We start from the raw sequence: 22,959 nt of genomic DNA, 5'->3' as shown, positions 1-22,959 counted from the left end.
GGTCCGGCTCAGCGCCGATAGTCGGCGAGCAGGTCACGCAGATGCCGCAGGTGCACCCACAGCAGCACCGGCATCGCCACCGCGATGACCCCGGCCAGGCCGTAGCCGGTCCAGGCCGCCGCGTCCTTGCCGACGGCCATCAGGTACGTCGCCGCGGAGACACAGATCAGCGCCGCACCCAGGGTGCCGACCAGGGCGGTGGTGCCGCGCAACCAGATCCGATCCAGCGCAGCCTCGAACACCGCGTGCAGCCGGCGTTCGGCGGCGACATCCTCGGCGCTGCGCTGACCCGCCGATTGCACCGGCTTGCGGGGCGGCTCCGGGGAGCGGCGCAGCCCGACCTCGAACGGCGCCGCCCGGCGCGCCCGCAGCAGCACCGGGATCGCACCGACGATGACCAGCGCGGACACCCCGATGATGGTGTACAGCAGCCCGGTGTGCGGACTGCCGCCCGACTTCTCGAAACCGCGGCCGAGATCGGTCAGCGCCACCAGCGCAGCCACACCCACGCCGAGCAGCACCAGCCAGATCGCCGCGCAGGCACCGACCAGGATGCGATCCTTGTTTGCGCCGGCAGACGACATCAGACCCCTATCGGCCATCAGCAGCTCGTCTGCGGTGCGTCGTTGCTGTTGGACGACAACACCGTTCCGTCGCTGGCGGTAATCGTGCAGTTGAGCTTACTGAGCCGGAACATGCTGGACGCCTCCACCGAACCGACCTCCGATTGCGATATCGGCGTCAGCGTCAGCGACCACGGGATGTAGGCATTGTTCTGGGTGCGTCGCTGCCCGGAGGCATCGATGTAGGTGATCGTGATCTGGTCGAAGGGCGCCTTGGTGCCGGTCACCGAGTAGGTGACCTGGCGGGGCCGCGCCGGGTTGGTGGTGGCCGGTGGCGCGGGCTCCGGCGCCGGCGCCGGCGCCGGCTCGGGCGCCTCCGCCGGCGGCGGTGGCGGCGGTTCCTCGCTGGGCGGGGGCGGCGGCGGTGGTGGCGGCGCGATCACGGAGGTGGTCGTCGACGTGGTCGGGTGCGTGGTGGTGGTGATCTCGTCCTGCACCGGCGGCATCGAGGTGGTGGTGTTCTCCGATGCCGTGACATCGCTGGTCTCGGTGCGCGCCACCAGCAGCGCAACCGAGATCACCAGCGAGATCGCCGCGATGATGGTGGTCACGCCCACCACCCACGGCCAGCGGGGATGCGCGGATCGCTCGTCGCCGTCCGTCGACCCGCTGTAGCTGTCGTAGTCGTAGAGGTGCGGGTCGACCGGCAGGTAGGGGCCGCTCAGGAACTGTTCGGACTCCGGGGCCGAGTACGCCTGCGAAAACGCGCCGCTTTCCTCAAGGTGATCGACGTCGTCGGCATGCTCCGGTCCGGAACCGGCGGCGACGTCGTCGTCTGCAGACCCCGACTCGGGATTCGGCCCGCTCATCTGCGTCTGTCCTGTTCTAGCTCACCGGCAGCGCGGCCCGGACCAGCCGCATTGCTCATTGTGCACCCGGCAACCCTACCCAACGACGCCGACGAGGCAGCTTCGACGAACCGACGGTGGATCAACTGATGCCCCGATTGTGACCTTGACAGACGCGGCCGGCCCGCGTCAGTGCTTCTCGGGACCGATGTAGTACTCGAAGACCAACCCCGCCACCGACGCCAGGACGAACATCACGCCGGCCGCGATCAGCCACGGCAGCCAGAAGGCGATGCCGACCGCTGCCACCGAACCGGACAGCGCGATCAGGATCGGCCACCAGCTGTGCGGGCTGAAGAACCCGAGTTCGCCGGCACCGTCACTGATTTCGGCGCCCTCGTAGTCCTCCGGCCGGGTGTCCAGCCGGCGCGCCACGAACCGGAAGAAGGTGGCGATGATCATCGACATGCCGGCGGTCAACGCCAGGGCGGTGGTACCGGCCCACTCCAGGCCGCCGACGGCGAACAGCTTGGTCAGCACGCCGTAGACAACCGCGCTGAGGATGAAGAACACACAGACGAACTCAAACAGCCTGGCTTCGATATGCATCGGGAATCCCTACCTGCTCGTTTGGGGGGCCTGCTCACCGCGGCGGGCTTCGAACGGCTTAGTGGTGGTCGCCACCGGCGACTGGTGGATCGCCTCCAGCGCCTCGGCGTTGGTCTTCCCCTCCCGACGCTTCTCCAGGTAGGCCTTGAAGTCGTTGGGTTCAACGACCCGCACCTCGAAGTTCATCATCGAGTGGTAGGTGCCGCACATCTCGGCGCAGCGACCCACGAACGACCCGAGCTCGGAGATCTCGGTGATCTGGAACTTGCTCTCCTGGTGGTTGGCTTCCGGGTTGGGCATCACGTCGCGCTTGAACAGGAATTCCGGCACCCAGAAGGCGTGCACCACGTCGGCGGCCGCGAGCTGGAACTCGATGCGCTTGCCCTTCGGCAACACCAGCACCGGGATCTCGTCGGTGGTCCCCAGCGTCTCCACCTTGTCGAAGTGCAGGTAGGTCCGGTCCTCGGTGTTCAGGCCGCGCACCGCGCCGACGAGTTCCTCGCCGTGCTCGTCGGTGCCCTCCGGCTTGGAGGTCATCGCGCGCTGCTTCTCGGGGTCGGCCCCCTCGTAGTGCAGGGTGCCGTCCTTGAAGTCGACCTTCTGGTAGCCGAACTTCCAGTTCCACTGGAAGGCGGTGACGTCGACGACGACCTCGGGGTCCTTGAAGTTGTGCACCAGCTTCTCCTCCACCACGTAGGTGAAGTAGAAGAGCACCGCGATGATCAGGAACGGCACCACCGTCAGGACCAGCTCCAGCGGCATGTTGTAGCCGAACTGCCGCGGCAGTTCGGTGTCGCTGTCCTTCTTGCGGTGGAAGGTGCAGCTCCAGAAGATCAGACCCCACACGATCACGCCGACGACCAGCGAGGCGATCACGACCGCGATCCAGAACTTGTAGTTGGTCTGGGCTTCCGGGGTGATGCCCTTCGGCCAGCCCAGTCCCAGGGCGTCCTGGTAGGTGCAGCCGCTCAGCGTGGCCGCCAGCGCGCCCAGGGTTGCGATCGCGGCAAGCGGCCGGACCACTGACGCGGTCCGACGGGACGAGCCCCGAGCAAGGATTCCCGAGCGGCTCCGGCTGGCAGAACGGCCGTGCCCGCGAGGTGTCACGTTGGCGCCTCCTGTGTCGCAGACGAGTCGGCTGACCCGGTGCAGCAATCGAATACTACGCAGCGTAGACCACGGTGCGAGCCCAACAACGATAAGGGGCGATGTGCGTCATCCGGTGCGCCCCGACGGTGCGGTATCCGGCGGCGGCGCCGCTCTGCGGCATACTTGGGCGTTGTGTGTGGACTGCTGGCCTTCGTGTGCGCGCCGGCCGGCATCGAGACGCGTGTGGACGCGGTCACCCGTGCCGCTCACCTGATGCGCCACCGTGGCCCCGACGAGTTGGGCACCTGGGCCGACACTGCCTCGGACCCCGGTGTGGTGCTCGGTTTCAACCGGCTGTCGATCATCGACATCGAACATTCCCACCAGCCGCTGCAATGGGGGCCGGCGGACGCTCCCGAGCGCTACCGGCTGGTGTTCAACGGGGAGATCTACAACTACCTGGAGCTGCGCGAGGAGCTCACCCGCGACCACGGCGCGGTGTTCCACACCGACGGCGACGGCGAGGCGATCGTGGCCGCCTACCACTATTGGGGCGCCGACGCGCTGCCCCGGCTGCGGGGCATGTTCGCGTTCGCGGTGTGGGACTCGCTCACCCGCGAGTTGTTCTGCGCCCGCGACCCGTTCGGGATCAAGCCGCTGTTCATCGCGTCCGGGCCCGGGGGGACCGCGGTCGGCAGCGAGAAGAAGTCGCTGCTGGATCTGGCCGAAATGGTGGGTTTCGACGCTGGACCTTCAGCCATCGACGAGCGCGCCTTCCAGCACTACACGGTGCTGCAGTACGTGCCCGAGCCGGAGACGCTGCACCGCGGCGTGCGCCGGCTGGAATCGGGCTGCTACACCCGGATCCGGCCCGGACAGGCCGCACCGGAGACCACCCGCTACTTCGCGCCCCGCTTCGACGCCACCCCGATCATCCGGGGCACCGAACAGGCCCGCTACGACGAGATCACCGCCGTCCTGGAGGACTCGGTCGCCAAGCACATGCGCGCCGACGTCACCGTCGGCGCGTTCCTGTCCGGCGGCATCGACTCCACCGCGATCGCGGCGCTGGCGATCCGGCACAACCCGAAGCTGATCACCTTCACCACCGGCTTCGAACGTGAAGGGTTCTCCGAGGTCGACGTCGCCGCGGCCTCCGCCGAGGCGATCGGGGCCCGGCACATCGCCAAGGTGGTCTCCCCCGAGGAGTTCGTCGGCGCGCTGCCCGAGATCATCTGGTATCTCGACGACCCGGTCGCCGACCCGGCGCTGGTGCCGCTGTTCTTCATCGCCCGCGAAGCCCGCAAACACGTCAAGGTGGTGCTGTCCGGGGAGGGGGCCGACGAGCTGTTCGGCGGCTACACCATCTACCGCGAGCCGCTGTCGCTGCGACCGTTCAACTACCTGCCGGCGCCGGCGCGCCGGTCGCTGGGCCGGCTGTCGCGGCCGCTGCCGGACGGGATGCGCGGCAAGAGCCTGCTGCACCGCGGGTCGTTGACGCTGGAGCAGCGCTACTACGGCAATGCCCGCAGCTTCTCCGACGAGCAGCTGCGGGCGGTGCTGCCCGGGTTTCGGGCCGAATGGACCCACACCGACGTGACGGCCCCGCTGTACGCCCAGTCAGCGGGCTGGGATCCGGTGGCCCGCATGCAGCACATCGACCTGTTCACCTGGCTGCGCGGCGACATCCTGGTCAAGGCCGACAAGATGACAATGGCCAACTCGCTGGAGTTGCGGGTGCCGTTCCTGGATTCCGAGGTGTTCGCGGTGGCCGCCCGGCTGCCGGTTTCGGCGAAGATCACCCGCCTCACCACGAAGTACGCGTTGCGTCGTGCCCTGGAGCCGATCGTCCCCGCGCATGTGCTGAACCGGCCCAAGCTCGGTTTCCCGGTGCCGCTGCGGCATTGGCTGCGCGAGGGTGTGCTGCTGGACTGGGCCCACGCGACGGTGAACGCCACCCAGGCGGGTCATCTGGTGGACGTCGCGGCGGTGCGGGTGATGCTCGACGAACACCGGGCCGGGGTCGCCGACCACAGCCGCCGGTTGTGGACGGTGTTGATCTTCATGCTGTGGTACGCGATCTTCGTCGAGCACTCGGTGACGCCGCAGATCAGCGAACCCACCTACCCCGTGCAGCTTTGATGCCGAGCAGACGCAAAAGTGCCCTGTAACTGTGTTACTAGGGCACTTTTGCGTCTGCTCGGCGTAGAAAATCAGGCCAGGGCGGCGGCGATCTCGGCGGCGGCGTCGTCGCCGTAGGCGCCGGCCAGCCGGCTCACCGCGACCTCGCGGTCCCAGCCCCACTCCTGGGTGCCGGTCGACTCCAGCACCAGCACCGCGACCAGCGAACCCAGCTGCGCCGAGCGCTCCAGGCTCAGGCCGGCGCTGCGGCCGGTCAGGAACCCGGCGCGGAAGGCGTCGCCCACCCCGGTCGGGTCGGTCTGGCTGTTCTCGGGCACCACGTCGACGTGAACGACGTTGCCGTCCTTATCGATGATGTCGACGCCCTTGGCACCCAGCGTGGTCACCCGCAGGCCGACCTGGGCCATCACCTCGGCCTCGGTCCAGCCGGTCTTCGACAGCAGCAGGTCCCACTCGTAGTCGTTGGTGAACAGGTAGTCCGCGCCGTCGATCAGGCGGCGGATCTCCTCGCCGGTGAGCCGGGCCAGCTGCTGCGACGGGTCGGCGGCGAACGCCAGCCCCAGCTTGCGGCACTCCTCGGTGTGCAGGAACATCGCCTCGGGGTCGTTGGCGCCGATGATCACCAGCTCCGGAGTCCCGACGGCGTCGACGACCTTGGCCAGCGAGATGTCGCGGGCCTCCGACATGGCACCGGGGTAGAAGGAGGCGATCTGGGCCATCTCGGTGTCGGTGGTGCACACGAACCGCGCGGTGTGCGCCGTCGTCGAGGTCAGCACGTGATCGCAGTTGACGCCGTGCGAGGCCAGCCAGCCCCGGTAGTCGGCGAAATCGGCGCCGGCTGCTCCGACCAGTGCGGCGTCGCCGCCGAGGACACCGATGGCGTAGGCGATGTTGCCGGCCACCCCACCGCGGTGGACCACCAGGTCGTCGACCAGAAAGCTCAGCGACACCTTCTGCAGATGGTCGGCCAGCAACTGCTCGGAAAACCGGCCGGGGAATCGCATGAGATGGTCGGTCGCGATCGAACCGGTCACCGCTATCGTCACGAAATCTCTACCCTTCGTTGTCTAGGCTGGGCCAGGCAAGACTACCTGCGGTAGCCGTTCGACCCGCAGCCGGTAGCCTGCGTAGGCGAAGTTAGCGCTGGGTTCACCACCGGGGCCCGCACGCGCTCAGCGAGAACGCTCGCCGCCCTTTGTTCATCCCGGAGGAGACACCGAATGGCCGGACCCCACCCGCCGGACCACGGTATCGGCGCGGGCGGCCCACCCGGCACCGACCCTCATCCGAGCATGCCCATCCCCCAGCCGCAGGCCTACCCGGAGCCCTACCCGGAACCGCCCGCCTCCCCGGCCGGCTGGCTGGCGCAGCGCCGCAGCCGGCTCATCGTCGCGGGCGCGGCGCTGGCCACCGCACTGATAATCGCCTTGGTCGCCACCCTGGTGCATCTGGTGCACGCCACCACCCCCGACACCGCCATCTCCGAGGGTCAGGCCCGCACCGCGATCCAGGATTACCTCGACGCGCTGTCGAACCGCGACATCGAGACCATCGGGCGAAACACCCTGTGCGGCATCTACGACGCGGTGCGGGAGAAGGCGTCGGATGACGCGGTGGCCAAGTTGAACAGCGACGCGTTCCGCAAGCAGTTCGCCGAGGCCGAGGTGACCTCCATCGACAAGATGGTCTACCTGTCGAACTACCAGGCCCAGGCGCTGTTCACGATGCGGGTGGTGCCGGCCGCCGGTGGTGCCCCGCGCGACAAGGTGCAGGGTGTGGCGCAGCTACTGGCCACCGACCACCGGATCCTGGTGTGCTCCTACGTGCAGCACGCCTCGGGGCTGTACTGAGCCCCAAACGTCAATCAGACGTCAGTTGAACGAGTCGCCGCAGGCGCAGGACCCGCCGGCGTTGGGGTTGTCGATGGTGAAACCCTGCTTCTCGATGGTGTCGACGAAGTCGATCGAGGCGCCCTGCACATACGGGGCGCTCATCCGGTCCACCGTGAGCGTCACGCCGGCGAAATCGGCGGTCAGGTCGCCGTCCAGCGAACGGTCGTCGAAGAAGAGGTTGTAGCGCAGGCCCGCGCAGCCACCCGGCTGGACGGCGATCCGCAGCGCCAGGTCGTCGCGGCCCTCCTGGTCCAGCAGCGCTTTCGCCTTGGCGGCGGCGGCGTCGGTGAGCGTCACACCGTGGGTTGCGGTGGTCGACTGGTCGGAAACAGTCATTGCTTCTCCTCCACAGGGTTTCCATGGCTGGGTTTCCATGGGCTGGGCTTCCGGGGTGGGTTTCCAGGCTGGGGCCGATCGGCGCGACGCCGAAACCCACCTGATCAACGGTACCGTGTTTGCGCGTTATTCCCGAGTCAGCGCGCGTCTGGGCTAGTCACGGGCCAGTTGCGCCGCCGTCGCCGACGCCAGACCCATCAGCTGGTTGGTCGCATCGACCATGGCCAGGCGCACCGAACCGGCATAGTCGGCGATGGCGCGGGCGGCAAGGACGCCGGCCGAGACCAGCGCCGGTTCCTCCAGGGTGATCTGACCCGCCAGGACCAGCACCGGGACATTGCACGATTGCGCGGTGGCCGTCAGGGCCCCGATCACCTTGCCGTGCAGGGACTGCTCGTCGTACCGACCCTCACCGGTGATGACCAGGTCAGCGGCGCCGATCGCGTCGGCCAGCCGGGTGTGTTCGGCGACGATTTCGGCGCCCGAGCGGCGCACCGCGCCCAGGGCCAGCAGCGCCGCCCCGATGCCGCCGGCCGCGCCCGCGCCGGTTTCGGCGCTGACCTCCCGTCCGGCGGCGGCGTCGAGTTCGGCGGCCCAGTCCTGCAGCCGCTGTTCGAGCGCGCCGACGGTGGGCGCATCCGCGCCCTTCTGCGGCCCGAAGATCCGGGCCGCTCCCCACGGTCCCAGCAGCGGGTATTCGACGTCGGTGGCGGCGATCAGCTCGACGCCGGCCAGCCGCGACCGGCCTTCGGGCAGCCCGCCCAGTTCCTCGACCAGCCCGCGGCCCCCGTCGGTGCAGGCGCTGCCGCCCAACCCGACGACGATCCGTTGCGCGCCGTCCCGCAGCGCCGCCTCGATCAGCTGACCGACTCCCCTGCTGTGCGCGGCCAGCGCGGTGTGCACCGACGGCGCGCCGTCGAGTCGGCCCAGGCCGCAGGCTTGGGCGCTTTCCAGGTACGCCGTGGCGGTGCCGGCGTCCAGGACCCATTCGGCGTCGACGTCGGTGTCCAGCGGCCCGGCCACCCGCAGGGTGCGCACCTGCCCGAGGCCGCCGGCCAGGACCGCAACGAATCCGGGACCGCCGTCGGACTGCGGGGCGATGGTGACCCGGTCGCTGGGGCGGCTGCGGTTCCAGCCGGCGGCGATCGCCGCCGCCGCCTCCACTGCGGTCAGGCTCTCGCCGTAGCAGTCCGGTGCGATCAGCACCCGCAGGGTAGAGCTCGCGGTCATCCCTGGAACGCTAGCGACCCGGCCCGGGCGCCCGCCCGGAAACGGGGCCAGCGCAGTAACCTGGCCGGTGTGAAGCTGCTGGGCCGCAAGAAGAACACCCCCGAGGACTCCGTTGAAGAGACCATCGCCGCCTACGAGTCCGCCGCGTCGGTGAGTCTGGCGCCGGAATCCGGCGCGCGCGGGACCGCACCCAAGGGCCGGCCCACGCCCAAGCGCAGCGATGCCGCCAAGAAGCGCGGGCCCGTCGCGCCGGCTCCCATGACCACCGCCGAGGCCCGCGCCCGGCGCAAGGCGATGGCCGGACCCAAGTTGAGCCGCGAGGAGCGCCGCGAGGAGCGCACCCAGCGACGCGAACGCATGAACGAACGCCGGGAACGGATGATGTCCGGCGACGAGGGCTACCTGCTGACCCGCGATCAGGGTCCGGTGCGCCGCTTCGCCCGCGACGTGGTGGATTCCCGCCGCAACCTGCTGGGCCTGTTCATGCCGCTGGCGCTGGGCGTGGTGTTCTTCGGGATGGCGCTGCCGATGTACCAGTTCTACGTCTACCCGGCCATGCTGATCGTGATGGCCGCGATGCTGATCGACGGGCTGCTGCTGGGACGCAAAGTGAACCGGCTGGCCGACGCCAAATTCCCCGACAACACCGAAAGCCATTGGAAGCTGGGGTTCTACGCCGTCGGCCGCGCGTCGCAGCTGCGCCGCACCCGGGCACCCCGACCCCAGGTCAAGCTCGGCGACCCGGTTGGCTGACGCCTGTCCCGATATGACGTTCGCCGCGGTGCAGCCGCCTGACCCCGAGGTCGCCGCGGCGGCCCGGGTTCGCCAGGATTTGTTGACCAAGCCGCGGGGTGCGCTGGGCCGCCTGGAGGATCTGTCGGTGTGGGCGGCTTCCTGCCAGGGGCACTGCCCGCCACGGCAGTTCGAGCGGGCCCGGGTGGTGGTGTTCGCCGGGGACCATGGTGTGGCCCGCGCGGGGGTGTCGGCCTATCCGCCGGAGGTGACCGCGCAGATGGTCGCCAACATCGTCGCCGGCGGTGCGGCGATCAACGCCATCGCCGAGGTCGCCGGCGCCGGCATCCGGGTGGTCGACCTCGCCGTGGACACCGATGCCGTCCCGGAATCCGTTGGTAGCCACAAGGTGCGGCGTGGCAGCGGAAACATCGCCGTCGAGGACGCGTTGACCGATGAGCAGACCGCGGCGGCGATCCAGGCGGGTCGGCGCATCGCCGACGAAGAAGTCGACTCCGGTGCCGATCTGCTGATCGCCGGCGACATGGGGATCGGGAACTCGACCGCGGCAACGGCGCTGATCGCCACCCTGGTGGGCGCGGAGCCGGTGGCGGTGGTCGGTTACGGAACCGGGATCGACGACGCCGGCTGGTCCCGCAAGACCGCCGCGGTGCGCGACGCGATGCACCGGGCGCGGCCGCTGTCGGCCGATCCGGTTGCGCTGCTGCGCTGCTGCGCCGGCGCCGACCTGGCGGCGATGGCGGGGTTCTGCGCTCAGGCCGCGCTGCGGCGAACCCCGGTGCTACTGGACGGGCTGGCGGTGACGGCGGCGGCGCTGGTCGCCGAACGGCTGGCCCCGGACGCCCGGCTGTGGTGGCAGGCCGGTCATCTGTCCGCCGAGCCGGCGCATGCGCTGGCGCTGGCGCAGTTGGGGCTGGATCCGATTCTCGACCTGTCGATGCGGCTGGGTGAGGGCACCGGTGCGGCGGTGGCGCTGCCCGTGCTGCGGGCGGCGGTGGCCGCGCTGGCGTCGATGTCCACGTTCGCCGAAGCCGGCGTCACCGACCGCGCACGGCCGTGATCCGTTCGCTGGCAACGTCCTTCGCTTTCGGGACGATTCTTCCGGTTCCCGGTCCGGCACGGCACCCAGTGGGCCGGGGGGCGATGACGGCGTTCCCGATCGTCGGCGCCGCGCTGGGCGCGCTGGCGGCGGCGGTGTGCTGGGCCGGCGGGCTGGCGTTCGGCGCGGGCAGTCCGCTGGCCGGGCTGCTCGCGGTGGCGGCGTTGCTGGCGGCGACCCGCGGTCTGCATCTCGACGGGGTGGCCGACACCGCCGACGGGCTGGGCTGTTACGGCCCCCCGCAGCGGGCGCTGCAGGTGATGCGCGACGGCTCGACCGGCCCGTTCGGGGTGGCCGCGGTGGTTTTGGTGATCGCGTTGCAGGCGTTCGCGTTCTCGGTGCTGGCTCCGGTGACGGTCGTGGTCGCGGTCACCGCTGGACGCGTCGCCGCCGTGCTGGCCTGTCGGCGCACGGTGCCGGTCGCGCAGGGCAGCGCGCTGGGCGCCGGTGTGGCCGGCAGCCAGCATGCGCTGGTGGTGCTGGGCTGGATTGCGGCGCTGGCCGCGGCATCGGTGTGGGCGGGTGCGCGGCCGTGGCAGGGGCCAGTGACGGTGCTGGTCGCGCTGGGCTGCGCGGCGCTGCTGGTCCGGCATTGCGTCCGGCGGTTCGGCGGCATCACCGGCGACGTGCTGGGCGCTGCGATCGAGGCGACGACGACGGTGACCGCCGTGGCACTGGCCGCCGGGTAGCTCCGGCATCCCACACCGAAAATGCAGTAGTCGACTACCGCATACCTTTTCTCTCAGCTGCCTTACTGTCTGCGCTTAGTGAATTGACAGGTTTTCGGAGAGGAACAGGTCATGTCCGGTCAGCGCCGCCACACAGCTGTTCGCCGCACCCGTCGGGCCCGCCTGGCCGGGCTGGGCGCGGTGCTGGCGTTCGGGATGAGTCCACTGGGCAGCGTCCCCGCCCAGGCCGACCCGCTGACCGACTGGATCGTCGACCTGTTCGATCCGGCGAGCTGGGCGTGGCTGGACCCCAACGCCGGCGGCCCGGACGCCAGCGGCTGGGAATCGTTCCTGACCGGTTTCGGTGACCCCGGCGCGCTGGCGTTGCCGCCGGCCACCGCGGCCGCCGACATCTCGGCCGCCGAATGGTTCGACACCGCGATCTACACCCCGCTGCACGATGCCGGCCAGGCATGGCTGGCGACCCCGTCCGGCATCGCCACCAGCACCTGGATCAACGACACCTTCGGCGGCGGGCAACTGCTGATCGGCAACGGCGCGGACGGCACCTGGTCGAACCCGGAGGGTGGTGACGGCGGACTGTTGTTCGGCGACGGCGGCGACGCCTACACCTACGACACCGGCCAGTTCGGTGTCAGCGGCGGCGACGCCGGCATGATCGGCAACGGCGGCGCCGGGGGTGGCGGCGGGTCAAGCGGCGGCACCGGCGGGGACGGCGGCTGGCTGATGGGCGTCGGCGGCGCCGGCGGCGCGGGCGGGGCCGGAGGCACCAACGGGATGGGAAATGACGGCGGACTCGGCGGGTACGGCGGCTACGCACCGGGCCTGCTGTTCGGCAAGGGCGGCGACGGCGGTGACGGCGGCCCCGGCGCCGACGGTGCCGATGCCGGCGCCGTCGGTGACGGCGGGGCCGGCGGCTGGGGCGGGTACGGCGGGGTCGGCGGCAGCTACGGACGTGCGCTGTTCGGGTTGTCCGGCGACGGCGGCGACGGCGGCGCCGGGGGTCACGGCGGCAACGGCGGCACCACCTCAGGCAACGGCGGCGACGGCGGTCCCGGTGGTGCCGGCGGTTGGGGCACCACGTTGCTGTCGCCCACCGCGTCCGACAACCTCGGTCACGGCGGCCACGGCGGGCGCGGCGGGGATGGCGGCGACGCCTACGGTGCCGGCGATGCCGGCGGCCGCGGCGGCAATGGCGCCCTGGGCGGTCTGGGCGCCGTTGGCGGCGACGGCGGGGACGGCGGGAATGGCGGCGACGGCAGCGGCGGGGCCGTGGGTGGCGCCGCCGGAACGGGCGGTGCGGGCGGGGAAGGTCTGCCGACGCGGGGTGCCGACGGCGCCGACGGCAGCCCCGGCACACCCAGCCCGGTCGGGTGAGCCGGCCTAACCCAGCCGGGCCATCCAGCCGTGGGTGTCGGCGAAGGTGCCGCGCTGGATGCCGGTCAGCGTGTCGCGCAGGGCCATCGTCACCTCGCCGGGTTGGCCGTCGCCGATGCCGAACTCACCGTCGGCGTATTTGACCCGCCCGACCGGGGTGATGACGGCGGCGGTGCCGCAGGCGAACACCTCGGTGATCTCGCCGGCAGCCACCTTCTTCTGCCACTCGTCGACGTCGATCTTGCGTTCCTCGACCGTGAATCCGGCGTCACTGGCCAACTGCAGCAGCGAATCCCGGGTGATGCCGGGTAGCAGCGACCCGGACAGCTCGGGCGTCACCAGCCGGGCCGACGCGCCGCTGCCGAATACGAAGAACAGGTTCATGCCGCCCATCTCCTCGACGTAGCGGCGTTCGGCGGCGTCCAGCCACACCACCTGGTCACAGCCCTGCTCGGCGGCCTGGGCCTGCGCGATCAGCGACGCGGCGTAGTTGCCGCCGAACTTCGCTGCCCCGGTGCCGCCCGGGCAGGCCCGCACGTACTCCGTCGACAGCCACACGCTGACCGGTTTGACGCCGCCCTGGAAGTAGGCGCCGGCCGGCGAGGCCATCACCAGGTAGCGGTACTCACGCGACGGGCGCACCCCCAGCCCGGGTTCGGTGGCGAAGACGAACGGCCGCAGATACAGCGACTCCTCGCCGCCGGCCGGCGGAACCCACGCCGCATCGACGGCGATCAGCTGCCGCAGCGACTCGATGAACACCTCGTCGGGCAGTTCGGGTATCGCCAGCCGGCGCGCCGAGGCCCGCAGCCGGGCGGCGTTGGCCTCCGGTCGAAACGACACCACCGAACCGTCGTTCCAGCGGTAGGCCTTGAGCCCTTCGAAGACTTCCTGCGCGTAGTGCAGCACGATCGCCGACGGATCCAGTTCGATCGGCCCGTAGGCCATCACCTGCGCGTCGTGCCAGCCACGCCCGGCGGTGTAGTGGATCGACACCATGTGGTCGGTGTGGAATTTGCCGAAACCGGGATTCGCCAGAATCGATTCGCGTACCTCCGCCGTCGCCGGGTTCGTGTTGCGGGCGACGGTGAACTCGAGGGGGCCACCTTCCTGGCCGGCGATCGTCATGGCTGCGATTGTATCGCCGCGCACTACCGGGTTTTTGCTGCGACGAACGGCGGCGCCACCACCTCGCACGGCAGCGGCCGTCCCCGCACATCGACAATGAGTTGCGCGCCGTCGTCGATGCCGGCAGCGGTGTCGATCAGTGCCAGCGCGATGCCGGCCTTCAGCGTCGGCGAGAACGTCCCCGACGTGGTCTCCCCCACCGCGGTGTCACCGTCGAGCACGGTCAGCCCGGCGCGCAGCACGCCCCGCCCGACCGCACGCAGACCGCGCAGCAGCCGCCGGGGCCCGGCGGACTTCTCCGCCAGCAGCGCGTCGCGGCCGAAGAACGCATCCTTCTTCCAGCCGATCGCCCACCCGCAGCGGGCCTGCAGCGGCGAGATGTCCAGCGACAGTTCGTGGCCGTGCAGCGGGTAACCCATCTCGGTGCGCAGGGTGTCGCGGGCGCCCAGCCCGGCCAGCTGCCCGCCGGCCTCGGCCACCGCGGCCGACAGCGCGTCGAACACCACCGCGGCCGAACCCCAGTCCGGCAGCAGCTCATAACCGTGCTCGCCGGTGTACCCGCTGCGGCACACCCGCACCGCGACCCCGGCATACGAGGCGTCGGCGAAGCCCATGTAATCCATGTCGGTTGGCAAACCCAGCCCGGTGAGAATCTCGGTGGACTCGGGACCCTGCACCGCCAGCACTGCGCGGGAGCGGTGCTCATCGGTGATGCTGATCTCGGCCGGCGCGACGGCCTGCAGCGCGGCGACCACCGCGGCGGTGTTGGCGGCGTTGGGGACCAGGAAGATCTCGTCGTCGCTGACGTAGTAGGCGATCAGATCGTCGATGACGCCGCCGAATTCGTTGCAGCACAACGTGTATTGCGCTTTTCCCGGACCGATGCGGGTCAGGTCGTTGGTCAGGGTGGCGTTGATGAACGCGGCGGCGCCGGGGCCGCGGACCGTCGCCTTACCCAGGTGGCTGACATCGAAGAGCCCGACCGCTTCGCGGGTGGCGTTGTGTTCGCCGACCGTGCCCGCATAGGACACCGGCATCAGCCAGCCGCCGAACTCGGCAAAGCTGGCGCCCAATTCGCGGTGACGGTCTTCCAGGGGTCCATGCTGCAGTTCGCTCACGACGAGCCACCCTAACCGGCACACTTGTGCGAATGGCTGACTCCCTGGATTTCGACGCGCTGGAGGCCGCCGGAATCGCCAATGCCCGCCGGCGGGCTCCGCTGATCGAGTACCTGGCCAATCTGGGCTTCACCACCGAGCAGATGGTCGACGCCGAGCGCCGCGGCCGCCTGTTCGGCCTCGCCGGTGACGTCGTCGGGCGCTCGGGTCCGCCCAGCTACACACTGCACACCGCGGCCGAGGCGCTGGGTGTGCCCGTCGACGAGATCGAGCGGGCGTGGACCATGCTGGGCCTGAACGTCGCGAGCCGCGACACCCCCGCGCTCAGCCAGGCCGACGTCGACGGACTGGCCACCTGGGTCCAGATGCGGTCGAACCTCGGGGAGCCGGTCGACGGCTTCCTGCGGGTGCTCGGGGCGACGATGGCCCGCCTCGCCGAGGCCGAATCGTCGATGATCCGGCTCACCCAGCCCGACATGTGGCTCGGCCACACCAACGACGAGGTGACCACCGCCCGGGCGTGGCGCGCGGTGGCGCAGTTCATCCCCCGCCTGGGCGCGATGATCGACGCCGTCCACCGCCACCACCAGATCAGCGCACGAACCTTCCTGGAGGGGCTCGCCGGGGGCCCGTCGGCGAGCATTCACTGCGGCGTCGGGTTCGCCGACCTGACCGGCTTCACCGCCCTGACCCAGCTGCTGACGGCCAGCGAGCTGGCGAACCTGCTGACCGACTTCGGCGGCACCGTCTCCGACGTGGTGCACGCCGACGGCGGCCGGGTGGTGAAGTTCATCGGCGACGCCGTGATGTGGGTGAGCACCACCCCGGAGCGGCTGGCCCAAGCCGCGGTCGACCTGGTCGAACACCCGAAGGCCCGCCGGGCCGGGTTGCAGGTCCGCGCCGGTCTGGGATACGGCCAGGTGCTGGCCATCAACGGCGACTATTTCGGTAACCCGGTGAACCTGGCCGCCCGGCTGGTCGGGGCGGCGGAGCCCGGACAGATCCTGGCTCCCGCCGACGTCCGCGACGAGTTGCCGGACTGGCCGGCGGCCCTGCAGGATCCGTTGCTGCTCAAGGGCTTCGACGATCCGGTGACGTCCTACGATCTGCGGGCAGGCCGGTGATTAGGCTGATCAGTCGTGAGCACTGATTCTTACCAGCCCCCCACCGTGACCGTCGCCACCACCCTGCCCGGTCGCGGGGTCACCAAATCGGTGTTGATCGTGCCGGTGGTCTCCGCCGGCGACGAATCCGGTGCGCTGGTCGCGCTGACCGAGCCGGCGCTGCCCGCCGATGCGATCGCCGACATCGAATCCGGGCTGCGGGCACTGAACGCCAAAGGCGGCGCCGAGCAGGTGAACCGGCTGGTGATCTCCTCGCTGCCGGTGGCCAGTGTGCTGGCGGTCGGTCTGGGCAGGCGGCACGACGACTGGCCCGCCGATGTGATCCGCCGCGCCGCCGGCGCGGCCGCCCGTGCGGTCAGCGGCACCGAGTCGGTGATCACCACCCTGTCCGGCTTGCGCGGCGACGGTGTCGTGGGCGCCGCCGTGGAGGGGCTGATGCTGGGCGGCTACCGGTTCACCGCGTTCCGGTCCGAGAAGACCGCACCCAAGGACGCGGCGCTGGCCAAGGTCACCGTGCTCTCGACGGCTGAAGACGCCAAAAAGCAGGCAGCGCACGCCGCGGCGGTCGCCCGGGCGGTGGCGCGGGCCCGCGACCTGGTCAACACCCCGCCCAGCCACCTGTTCCCCGACGAATTCGCCAAGCGGGCAAGGGCTTTGGCTGAGGCTGTCGGACTGGAGGTGGAGGTCCTCGACGACAAGGCACTGTCCAAGGCCGGCTACGGCGGCCTGGTCGGGGTCGGCAAGGGTTCGGCACGCCCGCCGCGGCTGGTGCGGCTGACCCACCGCGCCCGATCCAAGAAGGCGAAACGGGTCGCGCTGGTCGGCAAGGGCATCACCTTCGACACCGGCGGCATCTCGATCAAACCGGCCGCCTCGATGCACCACATGACCTCCGATATGGGTGGGGCCGCCGCGGTGATCGCCACCGTGGTGTTGGCCGCCGAACTCAACCTGCCCATCGACGTGATCGCCACCGTGCCGATGGCCGAGAACATGCCGTCGAGCACCGCCCAGCGCCCCGGCGACGTGCTGACCCAGTACGGCGGCACCACCGTGGAGGTACTCAACACCGACGCCGAGGGCCGGCTGATCCTCGCCGACGCCATCGTGCGGGCCTGCGAGGACAAGCCGGACTACCTGATCGAGACGTCGACGCTGACCGGGGCGCAGACCGTCGCGCTGGGCGCCCGCATCCCCGGGGTGATGGGCTCCGACGAGTTCCGCGACCGGGTGGCGGCCATCTCGCAGTCGGTCGGCGAGAACGGCTGGCCGATGCCGCTGCCCGACGAACTCAAAGACGACCTGAAATCCACGGTGGCCGACCTGGCCAACGTCAGCGGCCAGCGGTTCGCCGGCATGCTGGTCGCCGGCGTCTACCTGCGGGAGTTCGTCGCCGACGCGGTGTCCTGGGTGCACATCGACGTCGCCGGACCCGCCTACAACAGTTCGGGTCCGTGGGGATACACGCCCAAGGGCGGGACCGGGGTACCGACCCGCACCATGTTCGCGGTACTCGAGGACATCGCGGCCAACGGCTGACCGGCGGATCAGGCGGCGGTCTCGGCGTCCTCGGCGGTTTCGGGGGGCCGGTAGGGGCTTTCCACGCCGTGCTGAAACGACAGTGCCGCGCTGAGGACCAGCATCAGCACCGCGAACACCGCGACCCACAGCCAGGCTTCCGTCGCATCGAGGTGGGCTGCCGAATCGGTTTTCGGCAACGCCGCCATCGAGCGGACGATCGCCGCGATGATCACGACGGTGCTCAGGTACGGAAACACCGTCCGAATGCGCCCCGCCGCGAAGCCGGTGGGTGTCTCGCCACGCCGTCTGCGGCGCCCGACGAACCACCCGGCCGCACATGCCAGCGTGATAACCGCCGTGGTGGGGATCGACCACTGGTTGGCCTGATCCCACAGCGGCTGCAGCGGCTGACGGGTGTGCGGGTCACCGAGCGAGAGCGCCAGATCGGTCAGCGTGGCTTCCACGAAGAACACCGCGATCGGTGGAACCAGTACCGCCACGATGAACACGCAGTGGCGGATCAGCGCACCGGCCGAACCCGAGACGAACTGCACGATCGCGTACAGCAGGATGTAGAGCGAGGCCACAAACGATATGCCGCCCAACAGTTCCGCGGAGGTGGCCCGGCCGCTGGTCACAGCGCAGCCCTGCTCGCCGGCCAGCAGACTGTATTGCACCGCGGCCAGGAACAGCCCGAGAAACGCGTTCATCAGCGCGACGCCGGTGAGGGTCTCGTGCTCGATCTCCCGCGCGTCCGGAGCGCCCTCGGCGCGCCGCCGGTACGCACGATCCAGCACCAAATTGATGACGACGAACGCGAACCCGGCCAGCACGCCGGCCAGCTGCGCATAGTTGCGGGCCACGATCGAGATGTCGAAGCCGGTCCATAGCAGACACGCGTCGCCGAGTTGTTCTCCTGCCATCACCGCGATGGTAGTGGCGCCGCCCCGCGGTCAACGGCGAATTTGCTCGCTGAACACGTGTCAAACAACGTCCGACCGCCACCTCGCTGTGTGCCGGCAACGCCGCAATGACAGGATGGTTTTCGACCGTCCGCCTGGGCACCGCCCCCGGCCCACCACTGTGTGGTATCCAGGGGACGACGGCAGCCGACCGATCGAGCGAGGAGTCAACAACGATGGCCTTCTCAGTCCAGATGCCCGCCCTCGGTGAAAGCGTCACCGAAGGCACGGTGACCCGCTGGCTCAAGCAGGAAGGCGACACCGTCGAGGTCGACGAGCCGCTGCTCGAGGTGTCCACCGACAAGGTCGACACCGAGATCCCCTCGCCGGTCGCGGGCGTGCTGACCAAAATCGTCGCCCAGGAGGACGACACCGTGGAGGTCGGCGGCGAACTGGGGGTGATCGGCGACGCCGGTGAGGCTCCCGCCGCGCAGCCGGCGGCCGAACCCGAACCCGAGCCCGAGCCGGCGCCCGAGCCCGAGGCGGCGCCCGCGGCGGCCGCCCCGGCTCCCCCGGCTGCTGAACCGCCGGCGGCACCGTCAAACGGCGGTGCGGCCACCTCGGTGGTGATGCCCGAGTTGGGCGAGTCGGTGACCGAGGGCACGGTGACCCGCTGGCTCAAGCAGGTCGGCGACTCGGTGCAGGTCGACGACCCGCTGGTGGAGGTGTCCACCGACAAGGTCGACACCGAGATCCCCTCGCCGGTGGCCGGTGTGCTGCTGTCCATCACCGCCAACGAGGACGACACCGTCGCGGTCGGCGGCGAGCTGGCCAAGATCGGTTCGGCCGGCGCCGCGCCCGCTGCGGCACCCGCTCCCAAGGCCGCGCCGGAGCCGGCACCTGCTGCGGCACCGCCCCCGGCGCCCGAACCCAAGCCCGAACCCAAGCCGGAGCCGAAGCCCGAACCCAAGCCGGAGCCGAAGGCCGAGCCGGCCGCGGCCGACGCGTCCGACGCCACCCCCTACGTCACGCCGCTGGTGCGGAAACTGGCCGCCGACAACGATGTTGACCTGGCGCAGCTGACCGGCACCGGCGTCGGCGGACGCATCCGCAAGCAGGATGTGCTGGCCGCTGCCGAAGCCAAGAAGGCGCCCGCCGCGCCGCCGGCGCCGTCGGCCCCGGCCGCCGCACCGGCACCCGCGGCCCCGGCGGCGGCTGCTCCCGCGCTGTCGCATCTGCGCGGCACCACCGCCAAGGCCAGCCGGATCCGTCAGCTCACCGCCAAGAAGACCCGCGAGTCCCTGCAGGCCACCGCGCAGCTCACCCAGACCCACGAGGTCGACATGACCAAGATCGTGGCGCTGCGGGCGCGGGCCAAAAACGCCTTCGCCGAACGCGAAGGTGTCAACCTCACCTACCTGCCGTTCATCGCCCGCGCGACGATCGATGCGCTCAAGGCGCACCCGAACGTCAACGCCAGCTACAACGAGGACACCAAGGAGATCACCTACTACGACGCCGAGCACCTGGGCTTCGCGGTCGACACCGACCAGGGCCTGCTCTCCCCGGTGATCCACAACGCCGGTGACCTGTCGCTGGCCGGGCTGGCCCGCGCGATCGCCGACATCGCCAACCGCGCCCGCACCAGCAACCTGCGGCCCGACGAACTGTCCGGCGGCACCTTCACCATCACCAACATCGGCAGTCAGGGCGCGCTGTTCGACACCCCGATCCTGGTTCCACCGCAGGCCGCCATGCTGGGCACCGGCGCGATCGTCAAGCGTCCCCGGGTGATCACCGACGACGCCGGCAACGAGCTGATCGGCGTGCGCTCGGTCTGCTACCTGCCGCTGACCTACGACCACCGCCTCATCGACGGCGCCGACGCCGGACGCTTCGTGACCACCATCCGCAACCGGCTCGAAGAGGGTGCTTTCGAGGCCGACTTAGGTCTGTAAGGCGGGCTGTTCGTGGCCACCATCGCGATCGCCGGCTCCTCCGGCCTGATCGGCTCCGCGCTGGTCTCGGCGCTGCGGGCCGCCGACCACCAGGTGATCCGCATCGTGCGCCGAACACCGGCGAACGGCGGTGAGCTGCACTGGGATCCCGAGAGCGGCGAGTTGGAGCCCAGCGCCTTGCACGGCGTGGACGCCGTGGTCAACCTCTGCGGTGTCAACATCGGCTCCCGGCGTTGGTCGGGCGCATTCAAACAGAACCTGCGCGATTCCCGGATCACCCCGACCGAAGTGCTGTCCGACGCCGTCGCCGACGCCGGCGTGCCGGTGCTGATCAACGCCAGCGCCGTCGGCTACTACGGCAACACCCGGGATCGGGCTGTCGACGAAACCGACTCGGCCGGAACGGGTTTCCTGGCCCAGCTGTGCCACGACTGGGAAGCGGCCACCTGGTCCGCCCAGCAGGCCGGCGTGCGGGTGGTGCTGGCCCGCAGCGGGCTGGTACTGGCCCCGGCCGGTGGCATGCTGCGCCGGCTGCGGCCGCTGTTCTTCGTCGGCCTGGGCGCCCGGCTGGGCGACGGCCGCCAGTACATGTCGTGGATCAGCCTGGAGGACGAGGTGCGGGCGCTGATCTTCGCGATCCGGCAGCCCGCGGTGTCCGGCCCGGTGAACCTGACCGGGCCCGCTCCGGTGACCAACGCCGAGTTCACCACCGCGCTGGGCCGCGCGGTCAACCGCCCGACCCCGCTGCTGCTGCCCGGGTTCGCGGTGCGCGCCGCACTCGGCGAGTTCGCCGACGAAGGACTGCTGGTCGGTCAGCGCGCCATCCCCGCCGCACTGGAAGCCAACGGTTTCCGGTTCAACCACAACACCATTGGTGAGGCGCTCGGGTACGCGACCACCCCACCGGTCACCGTTTAGTACCGTCGATGTCATGACCGCCTCGATCCGGTCCAGCACCGCTGCCGTCGACGTTCGCCAGCTGGGCACCCTGGACTACCTCGCGGCCTGGGAGATGCAGCGCGAGCTGGCCGACACACGGGTCGCCGGCGGACCCGACACCCTGCTGCTGCTGGAGCACCCGCCGGTGTACACCGCCGGACGGCGCACCCTGCCGCATGAACGGCCGCTGGACGGCACTCCGGTCGTCGACACCGACCGCGGCGGCAAGATCACCTGGCATGGCCCCGGCCAACTGGTGGGCTATCCGATCATCGGGCTGGCCGAACCGCTGGACGTGGTCAACTACGTGCGCCGCCTCGAGCAGGCGCTGATCGCGGTGTGCGCGGACCTGGGCCTTGCGACCGGCCGGGTGGACGGCCGCTCCGGGGTGTGGTGCCCACCGGCGCGGGGACGCCCGGCCCGCAAGATCGCCGCCATCGGGGTGCGGGTGTCGCGGGCCACCACCCTGCACGGGTTCGCCCTCAACTGTGACTGCGATCTGGGTGCTTTCGGGACGATCGTGCCGTGCGGCATCGCCGACGCCGGAGTGACGTCGCTGTCGGCCGAACTCGCCCGCCGGGTCGGTGTCGACGAGATCCGCGACCGGGTGGCGCACGCCGTCGTCGACGCCCTGGACGGGACACTGCCGGTGCGAGCGGCCGACCTCGTCACCCCGGTAACATCGACGCCGTGACCGTCGCTCCCGAAGGCAGAAGGCTGCTGCGCCTGGAGGTGCGCAACGCCGAGACCCCGATCGAGCGCAAACCCCCGTGGATCAAGACGCGCGCCAAGATGGGTCCGGAGTACACCGAACTCAAGAAGCTGGTGCGGCGCGAGGGTCTGCACACGGTGTGCGAGGAAGCCGGCTGCCCCAACATCTACGAATGCTGGGAGGACCGGGAAGCCACCTTCCTGATCGGCGGCGACCAGTGCACCCGTCGCTGCGATTTCTGCCAGATCGACACCGGTAAACCCGCCGCGCTCGACCGCGACGAGCCGCGCCGGGTCGCCGAGAGCGTGCAGGCCATGGGACTGCGCTACGCCACCGTCACCGGGGTGTGTCGCGACGACCTGCCCGACGGCGGCGCCTGGCTGTACGCCGAGACGGTGCGCGCGATCAAGGCCCTGAACCCGGGCACCGGCGTCGAGCTGCTGATGCCCGATTTCAACGGCGACCCCGACCGGCTGGCCGAGGTCTTCGAGACCCGCCCGGAAGTGCTGGCACACAACGTCGAGACCGTACCGCGGATCTTCAAGCGGATCCGGCCCGGATTCACCTATCAGCGCAGCCTCGAGGTCCTGACCGCGGCCCGCGACTTCGGTCTGGTGGTCAAGAGCAACCTGATCCTGGGCATGGGCGAAACCCCCGACGAGGTGCGTGCTGCCCTCTCCGAACTGCGCGACGCCGGCTGCGACCTGGTCACCATCACCCAGTATCTGCGGCCTTCGGTGCGCCACCACCCGGTCGAGCGCTGGGTCAAGCCCGAGGAGTTCGTCGAGTACTCGCAGTACGCCGAACAGCTGGGCTTCGCCGGGGTGATGTCCGGGCCGCTGGTTCGCTCGTCGTATCGGGCCGGCCGGCTCTACGCCCAGGCCGTCCAGCAGCGGGCCGGGCGCTGAGCGCGCACTATCCTAGGTAGCT

General features: G+C 70.4%; 22 protein-coding genes. 12 read left to right on the top strand and 10 right to left on the bottom strand.

The window, feature by feature from the left end:
* Positions 1 to 8: 8 nt before the first annotated feature.
* The 4 genes from AC5Y36_RS04695 to ctaC form a co-directional block, all read right to left on the bottom strand.
* Positions 9 to 602 carry a DUF2561 family protein gene (locus tag AC5Y36_RS04695; RefSeq protein ID WP_500039691.1) on the bottom strand — a complete coding sequence of 198 codons (594 nt, stop codon included), beginning with the start codon at positions 600 to 602 and terminating at the stop codon, positions 9 to 11.
* Entirely contained in the window at positions 602 to 1,432 is an 831-nt protein-coding gene (locus AC5Y36_RS04690) for an MmpS family transport accessory protein (RefSeq protein ID WP_500039690.1), read from the bottom strand. Before AC5Y36_RS04690 ends, AC5Y36_RS04695 begins: the two co-directional genes overlap by 1 nt.
* Before the next feature lie 168 nt (positions 1,433 to 1,600).
* On the bottom strand, positions 1,601 to 2,020 hold the full coding sequence (locus AC5Y36_RS04685) for a cytochrome c oxidase subunit 4 (protein WP_500039689.1): 420 nt from the start codon (positions 2,018 to 2,020) through the stop codon (positions 1,601 to 1,603).
* A gap of 9 nt (positions 2,021 to 2,029) precedes the next feature.
* Positions 2,030 to 3,127, bottom strand: a complete 1,098-nt coding sequence (gene ctaC / locus AC5Y36_RS04680) for an aa3-type cytochrome oxidase subunit II (protein WP_500039688.1) — start codon at positions 3,125 to 3,127, stop codon at positions 2,030 to 2,032.
* Positions 3,128 to 3,301: 174 nt separating this feature from the next.
* On the opposite strand from ctaC, the gene asnB reads away from it, so the two are divergent.
* Positions 3,302 to 5,251: an asparagine synthase (glutamine-hydrolyzing) gene (gene asnB / locus AC5Y36_RS04675; RefSeq protein WP_500039687.1), complete on the top strand. Its 1,950-nt coding sequence runs from the start codon at positions 3,302 to 3,304 to the stop codon at positions 5,249 to 5,251.
* 71 nt (positions 5,252 to 5,322) lie between these two features.
* On the opposite strand, the gene AC5Y36_RS04670 is transcribed toward asnB, so the two are convergent.
* Entirely contained in the window at positions 5,323 to 6,297 is a 975-nt protein-coding gene (locus tag AC5Y36_RS04670; RefSeq protein WP_500039686.1) for a carbohydrate kinase family protein, read from the bottom strand.
* Between the two features lie 174 nt (positions 6,298 to 6,471).
* Here AC5Y36_RS04670 and AC5Y36_RS04665 point away from each other — a divergent pair, with 174 nt between their 5' ends.
* Positions 6,472 to 7,101, top strand: a complete 630-nt coding sequence (locus tag AC5Y36_RS04665; protein WP_500039685.1) for an Rv0361 family membrane protein — start codon at positions 6,472 to 6,474, stop codon at positions 7,099 to 7,101.
* A gap of 21 nt (positions 7,102 to 7,122) precedes the next feature.
* On the opposite strand, the gene AC5Y36_RS04660 is transcribed toward AC5Y36_RS04665, so the two are convergent.
* Both AC5Y36_RS04660 and AC5Y36_RS04655 read right to left on the bottom strand, forming a co-directional pair.
* A complete protein-coding gene (locus tag AC5Y36_RS04660; RefSeq protein WP_500039684.1) occupies positions 7,123 to 7,479 on the bottom strand; it encodes a HesB/IscA family protein in 357 nt (118 codons plus the stop codon).
* A 153-nt stretch (positions 7,480 to 7,632) separates the two neighbouring features.
* A complete protein-coding gene (locus tag AC5Y36_RS04655; RefSeq protein ID WP_500039683.1) occupies positions 7,633 to 8,709 on the bottom strand; it encodes a glycerate kinase family protein in 1,077 nt (358 codons plus the stop codon).
* Positions 8,710 to 8,778: 69 nt separating this feature from the next.
* Between AC5Y36_RS04655 and AC5Y36_RS04650 the strand changes: the two genes are divergently transcribed.
* The 4 genes from AC5Y36_RS04650 to AC5Y36_RS04635 all read left to right on the top strand — a co-directional run bounded on the left by AC5Y36_RS04650 (position 8,779) and on the right by AC5Y36_RS04635 (position 12,627).
* Positions 8,779 to 9,462 carry a DUF3043 domain-containing protein gene (locus tag AC5Y36_RS04650; RefSeq protein ID WP_500039682.1) on the top strand — a complete coding sequence of 228 codons (684 nt, stop codon included), beginning with the start codon at positions 8,779 to 8,781 and terminating at the stop codon, positions 9,460 to 9,462.
* A 13-nt stretch (positions 9,463 to 9,475) separates the two neighbouring features.
* Positions 9,476 to 10,522, top strand: coding sequence for a nicotinate-nucleotide--dimethylbenzimidazole phosphoribosyltransferase (gene cobT / locus AC5Y36_RS04645; protein ID WP_500039746.1), 1,047 nt, complete (start codon positions 9,476 to 9,478; stop codon positions 10,520 to 10,522).
* Positions 10,519 to 11,250: an adenosylcobinamide-GDP ribazoletransferase gene (locus tag AC5Y36_RS04640; protein WP_500039681.1), complete on the top strand. Its 732-nt coding sequence runs from the start codon at positions 10,519 to 10,521 to the stop codon at positions 11,248 to 11,250. Before cobT ends, AC5Y36_RS04640 begins: the two co-directional genes overlap by 4 nt.
* A 111-nt stretch (positions 11,251 to 11,361) precedes the next feature.
* On the top strand, positions 11,362 to 12,627 hold the full coding sequence (locus AC5Y36_RS04635; protein ID WP_500039680.1) for a PGRS repeat-containing protein: 1,266 nt from the start codon (positions 11,362 to 11,364) through the stop codon (positions 12,625 to 12,627).
* 6 nt (positions 12,628 to 12,633) lie between these two features.
* On the opposite strand, the gene AC5Y36_RS04630 is transcribed toward AC5Y36_RS04635, so the two are convergent.
* Positions 12,634 to 13,755, bottom strand: coding sequence for a branched-chain amino acid aminotransferase (locus AC5Y36_RS04630; protein ID WP_500039679.1), 1,122 nt, complete (start codon positions 13,753 to 13,755; stop codon positions 12,634 to 12,636).
* A gap of 23 nt (positions 13,756 to 13,778) precedes the next feature.
* Positions 13,779 to 14,873 (bottom strand): glycine cleavage system aminomethyltransferase GcvT, encoded by a 1,095-nt coding sequence (gene gcvT, locus AC5Y36_RS04625; RefSeq protein ID WP_500039678.1) that lies wholly within the window; start codon positions 14,871 to 14,873, stop codon positions 13,779 to 13,781.
* Positions 14,874 to 14,905: 32 nt separating this feature from the next.
* On the opposite strand from gcvT, the gene AC5Y36_RS04620 reads away from it, so the two are divergent.
* Positions 14,906 to 15,997: an adenylate/guanylate cyclase domain-containing protein gene (locus tag AC5Y36_RS04620; RefSeq protein ID WP_500039677.1), complete on the top strand. Its 1,092-nt coding sequence runs from the start codon at positions 14,906 to 14,908 to the stop codon at positions 15,995 to 15,997.
* Positions 15,998 to 16,012: 15 nt separating this feature from the next.
* Positions 16,013 to 17,536: a leucyl aminopeptidase gene (locus AC5Y36_RS04615; protein WP_500039676.1), complete on the top strand. Its 1,524-nt coding sequence runs from the start codon at positions 16,013 to 16,015 to the stop codon at positions 17,534 to 17,536.
* An 8-nt stretch (positions 17,537 to 17,544) separates the two neighbouring features.
* Here AC5Y36_RS04615 and AC5Y36_RS04610 read toward each other — a convergent pair whose 3' ends face one another.
* Entirely contained in the window at positions 17,545 to 18,441 is an 897-nt protein-coding gene (locus AC5Y36_RS04610; protein ID WP_500039675.1) for a hypothetical protein, read from the bottom strand.
* 215 nt (positions 18,442 to 18,656) lie between these two features.
* On the opposite strand from AC5Y36_RS04610, the gene sucB reads away from it, so the two are divergent.
* From sucB to lipA, 4 genes are read left to right on the top strand one after another with little or no spacing between them, the layout of a single operon-like run.
* Complete coding sequence (sucB, locus tag AC5Y36_RS04605) at positions 18,657 to 20,378, top strand: 2-oxoglutarate dehydrogenase, E2 component, dihydrolipoamide succinyltransferase (RefSeq protein ID WP_500039674.1); 1,722 nt, start codon at positions 18,657 to 18,659, stop codon at positions 20,376 to 20,378.
* 6 nt (positions 20,379 to 20,384) lie between these two features.
* Positions 20,385 to 21,296: a TIGR01777 family oxidoreductase gene (locus tag AC5Y36_RS04600; protein WP_500039745.1), complete on the top strand. Its 912-nt coding sequence runs from the start codon at positions 20,385 to 20,387 to the stop codon at positions 21,294 to 21,296.
* A gap of 13 nt (positions 21,297 to 21,309) precedes the next feature.
* Positions 21,310 to 22,011, top strand: a complete 702-nt coding sequence (lipB, locus tag AC5Y36_RS04595; RefSeq protein ID WP_500039673.1) for a lipoyl(octanoyl) transferase LipB — start codon at positions 21,310 to 21,312, stop codon at positions 22,009 to 22,011.
* Complete coding sequence (gene lipA, locus AC5Y36_RS04590; RefSeq protein WP_500039672.1) at positions 22,008 to 22,937, top strand: lipoyl synthase; 930 nt, start codon at positions 22,008 to 22,010, stop codon at positions 22,935 to 22,937. Before lipB ends, lipA begins: the two co-directional genes overlap by 4 nt.
* The last annotated feature ends 22 nt before the right edge of the window (positions 22,938 to 22,959 follow it).

Source organism: Mycobacterium sp. NGS50, assembly GCF_059812545.1.
Note: the sequence above shows the minus strand (reverse complement) of the source record. Positions and strands in the feature narration are given on the sequence as shown.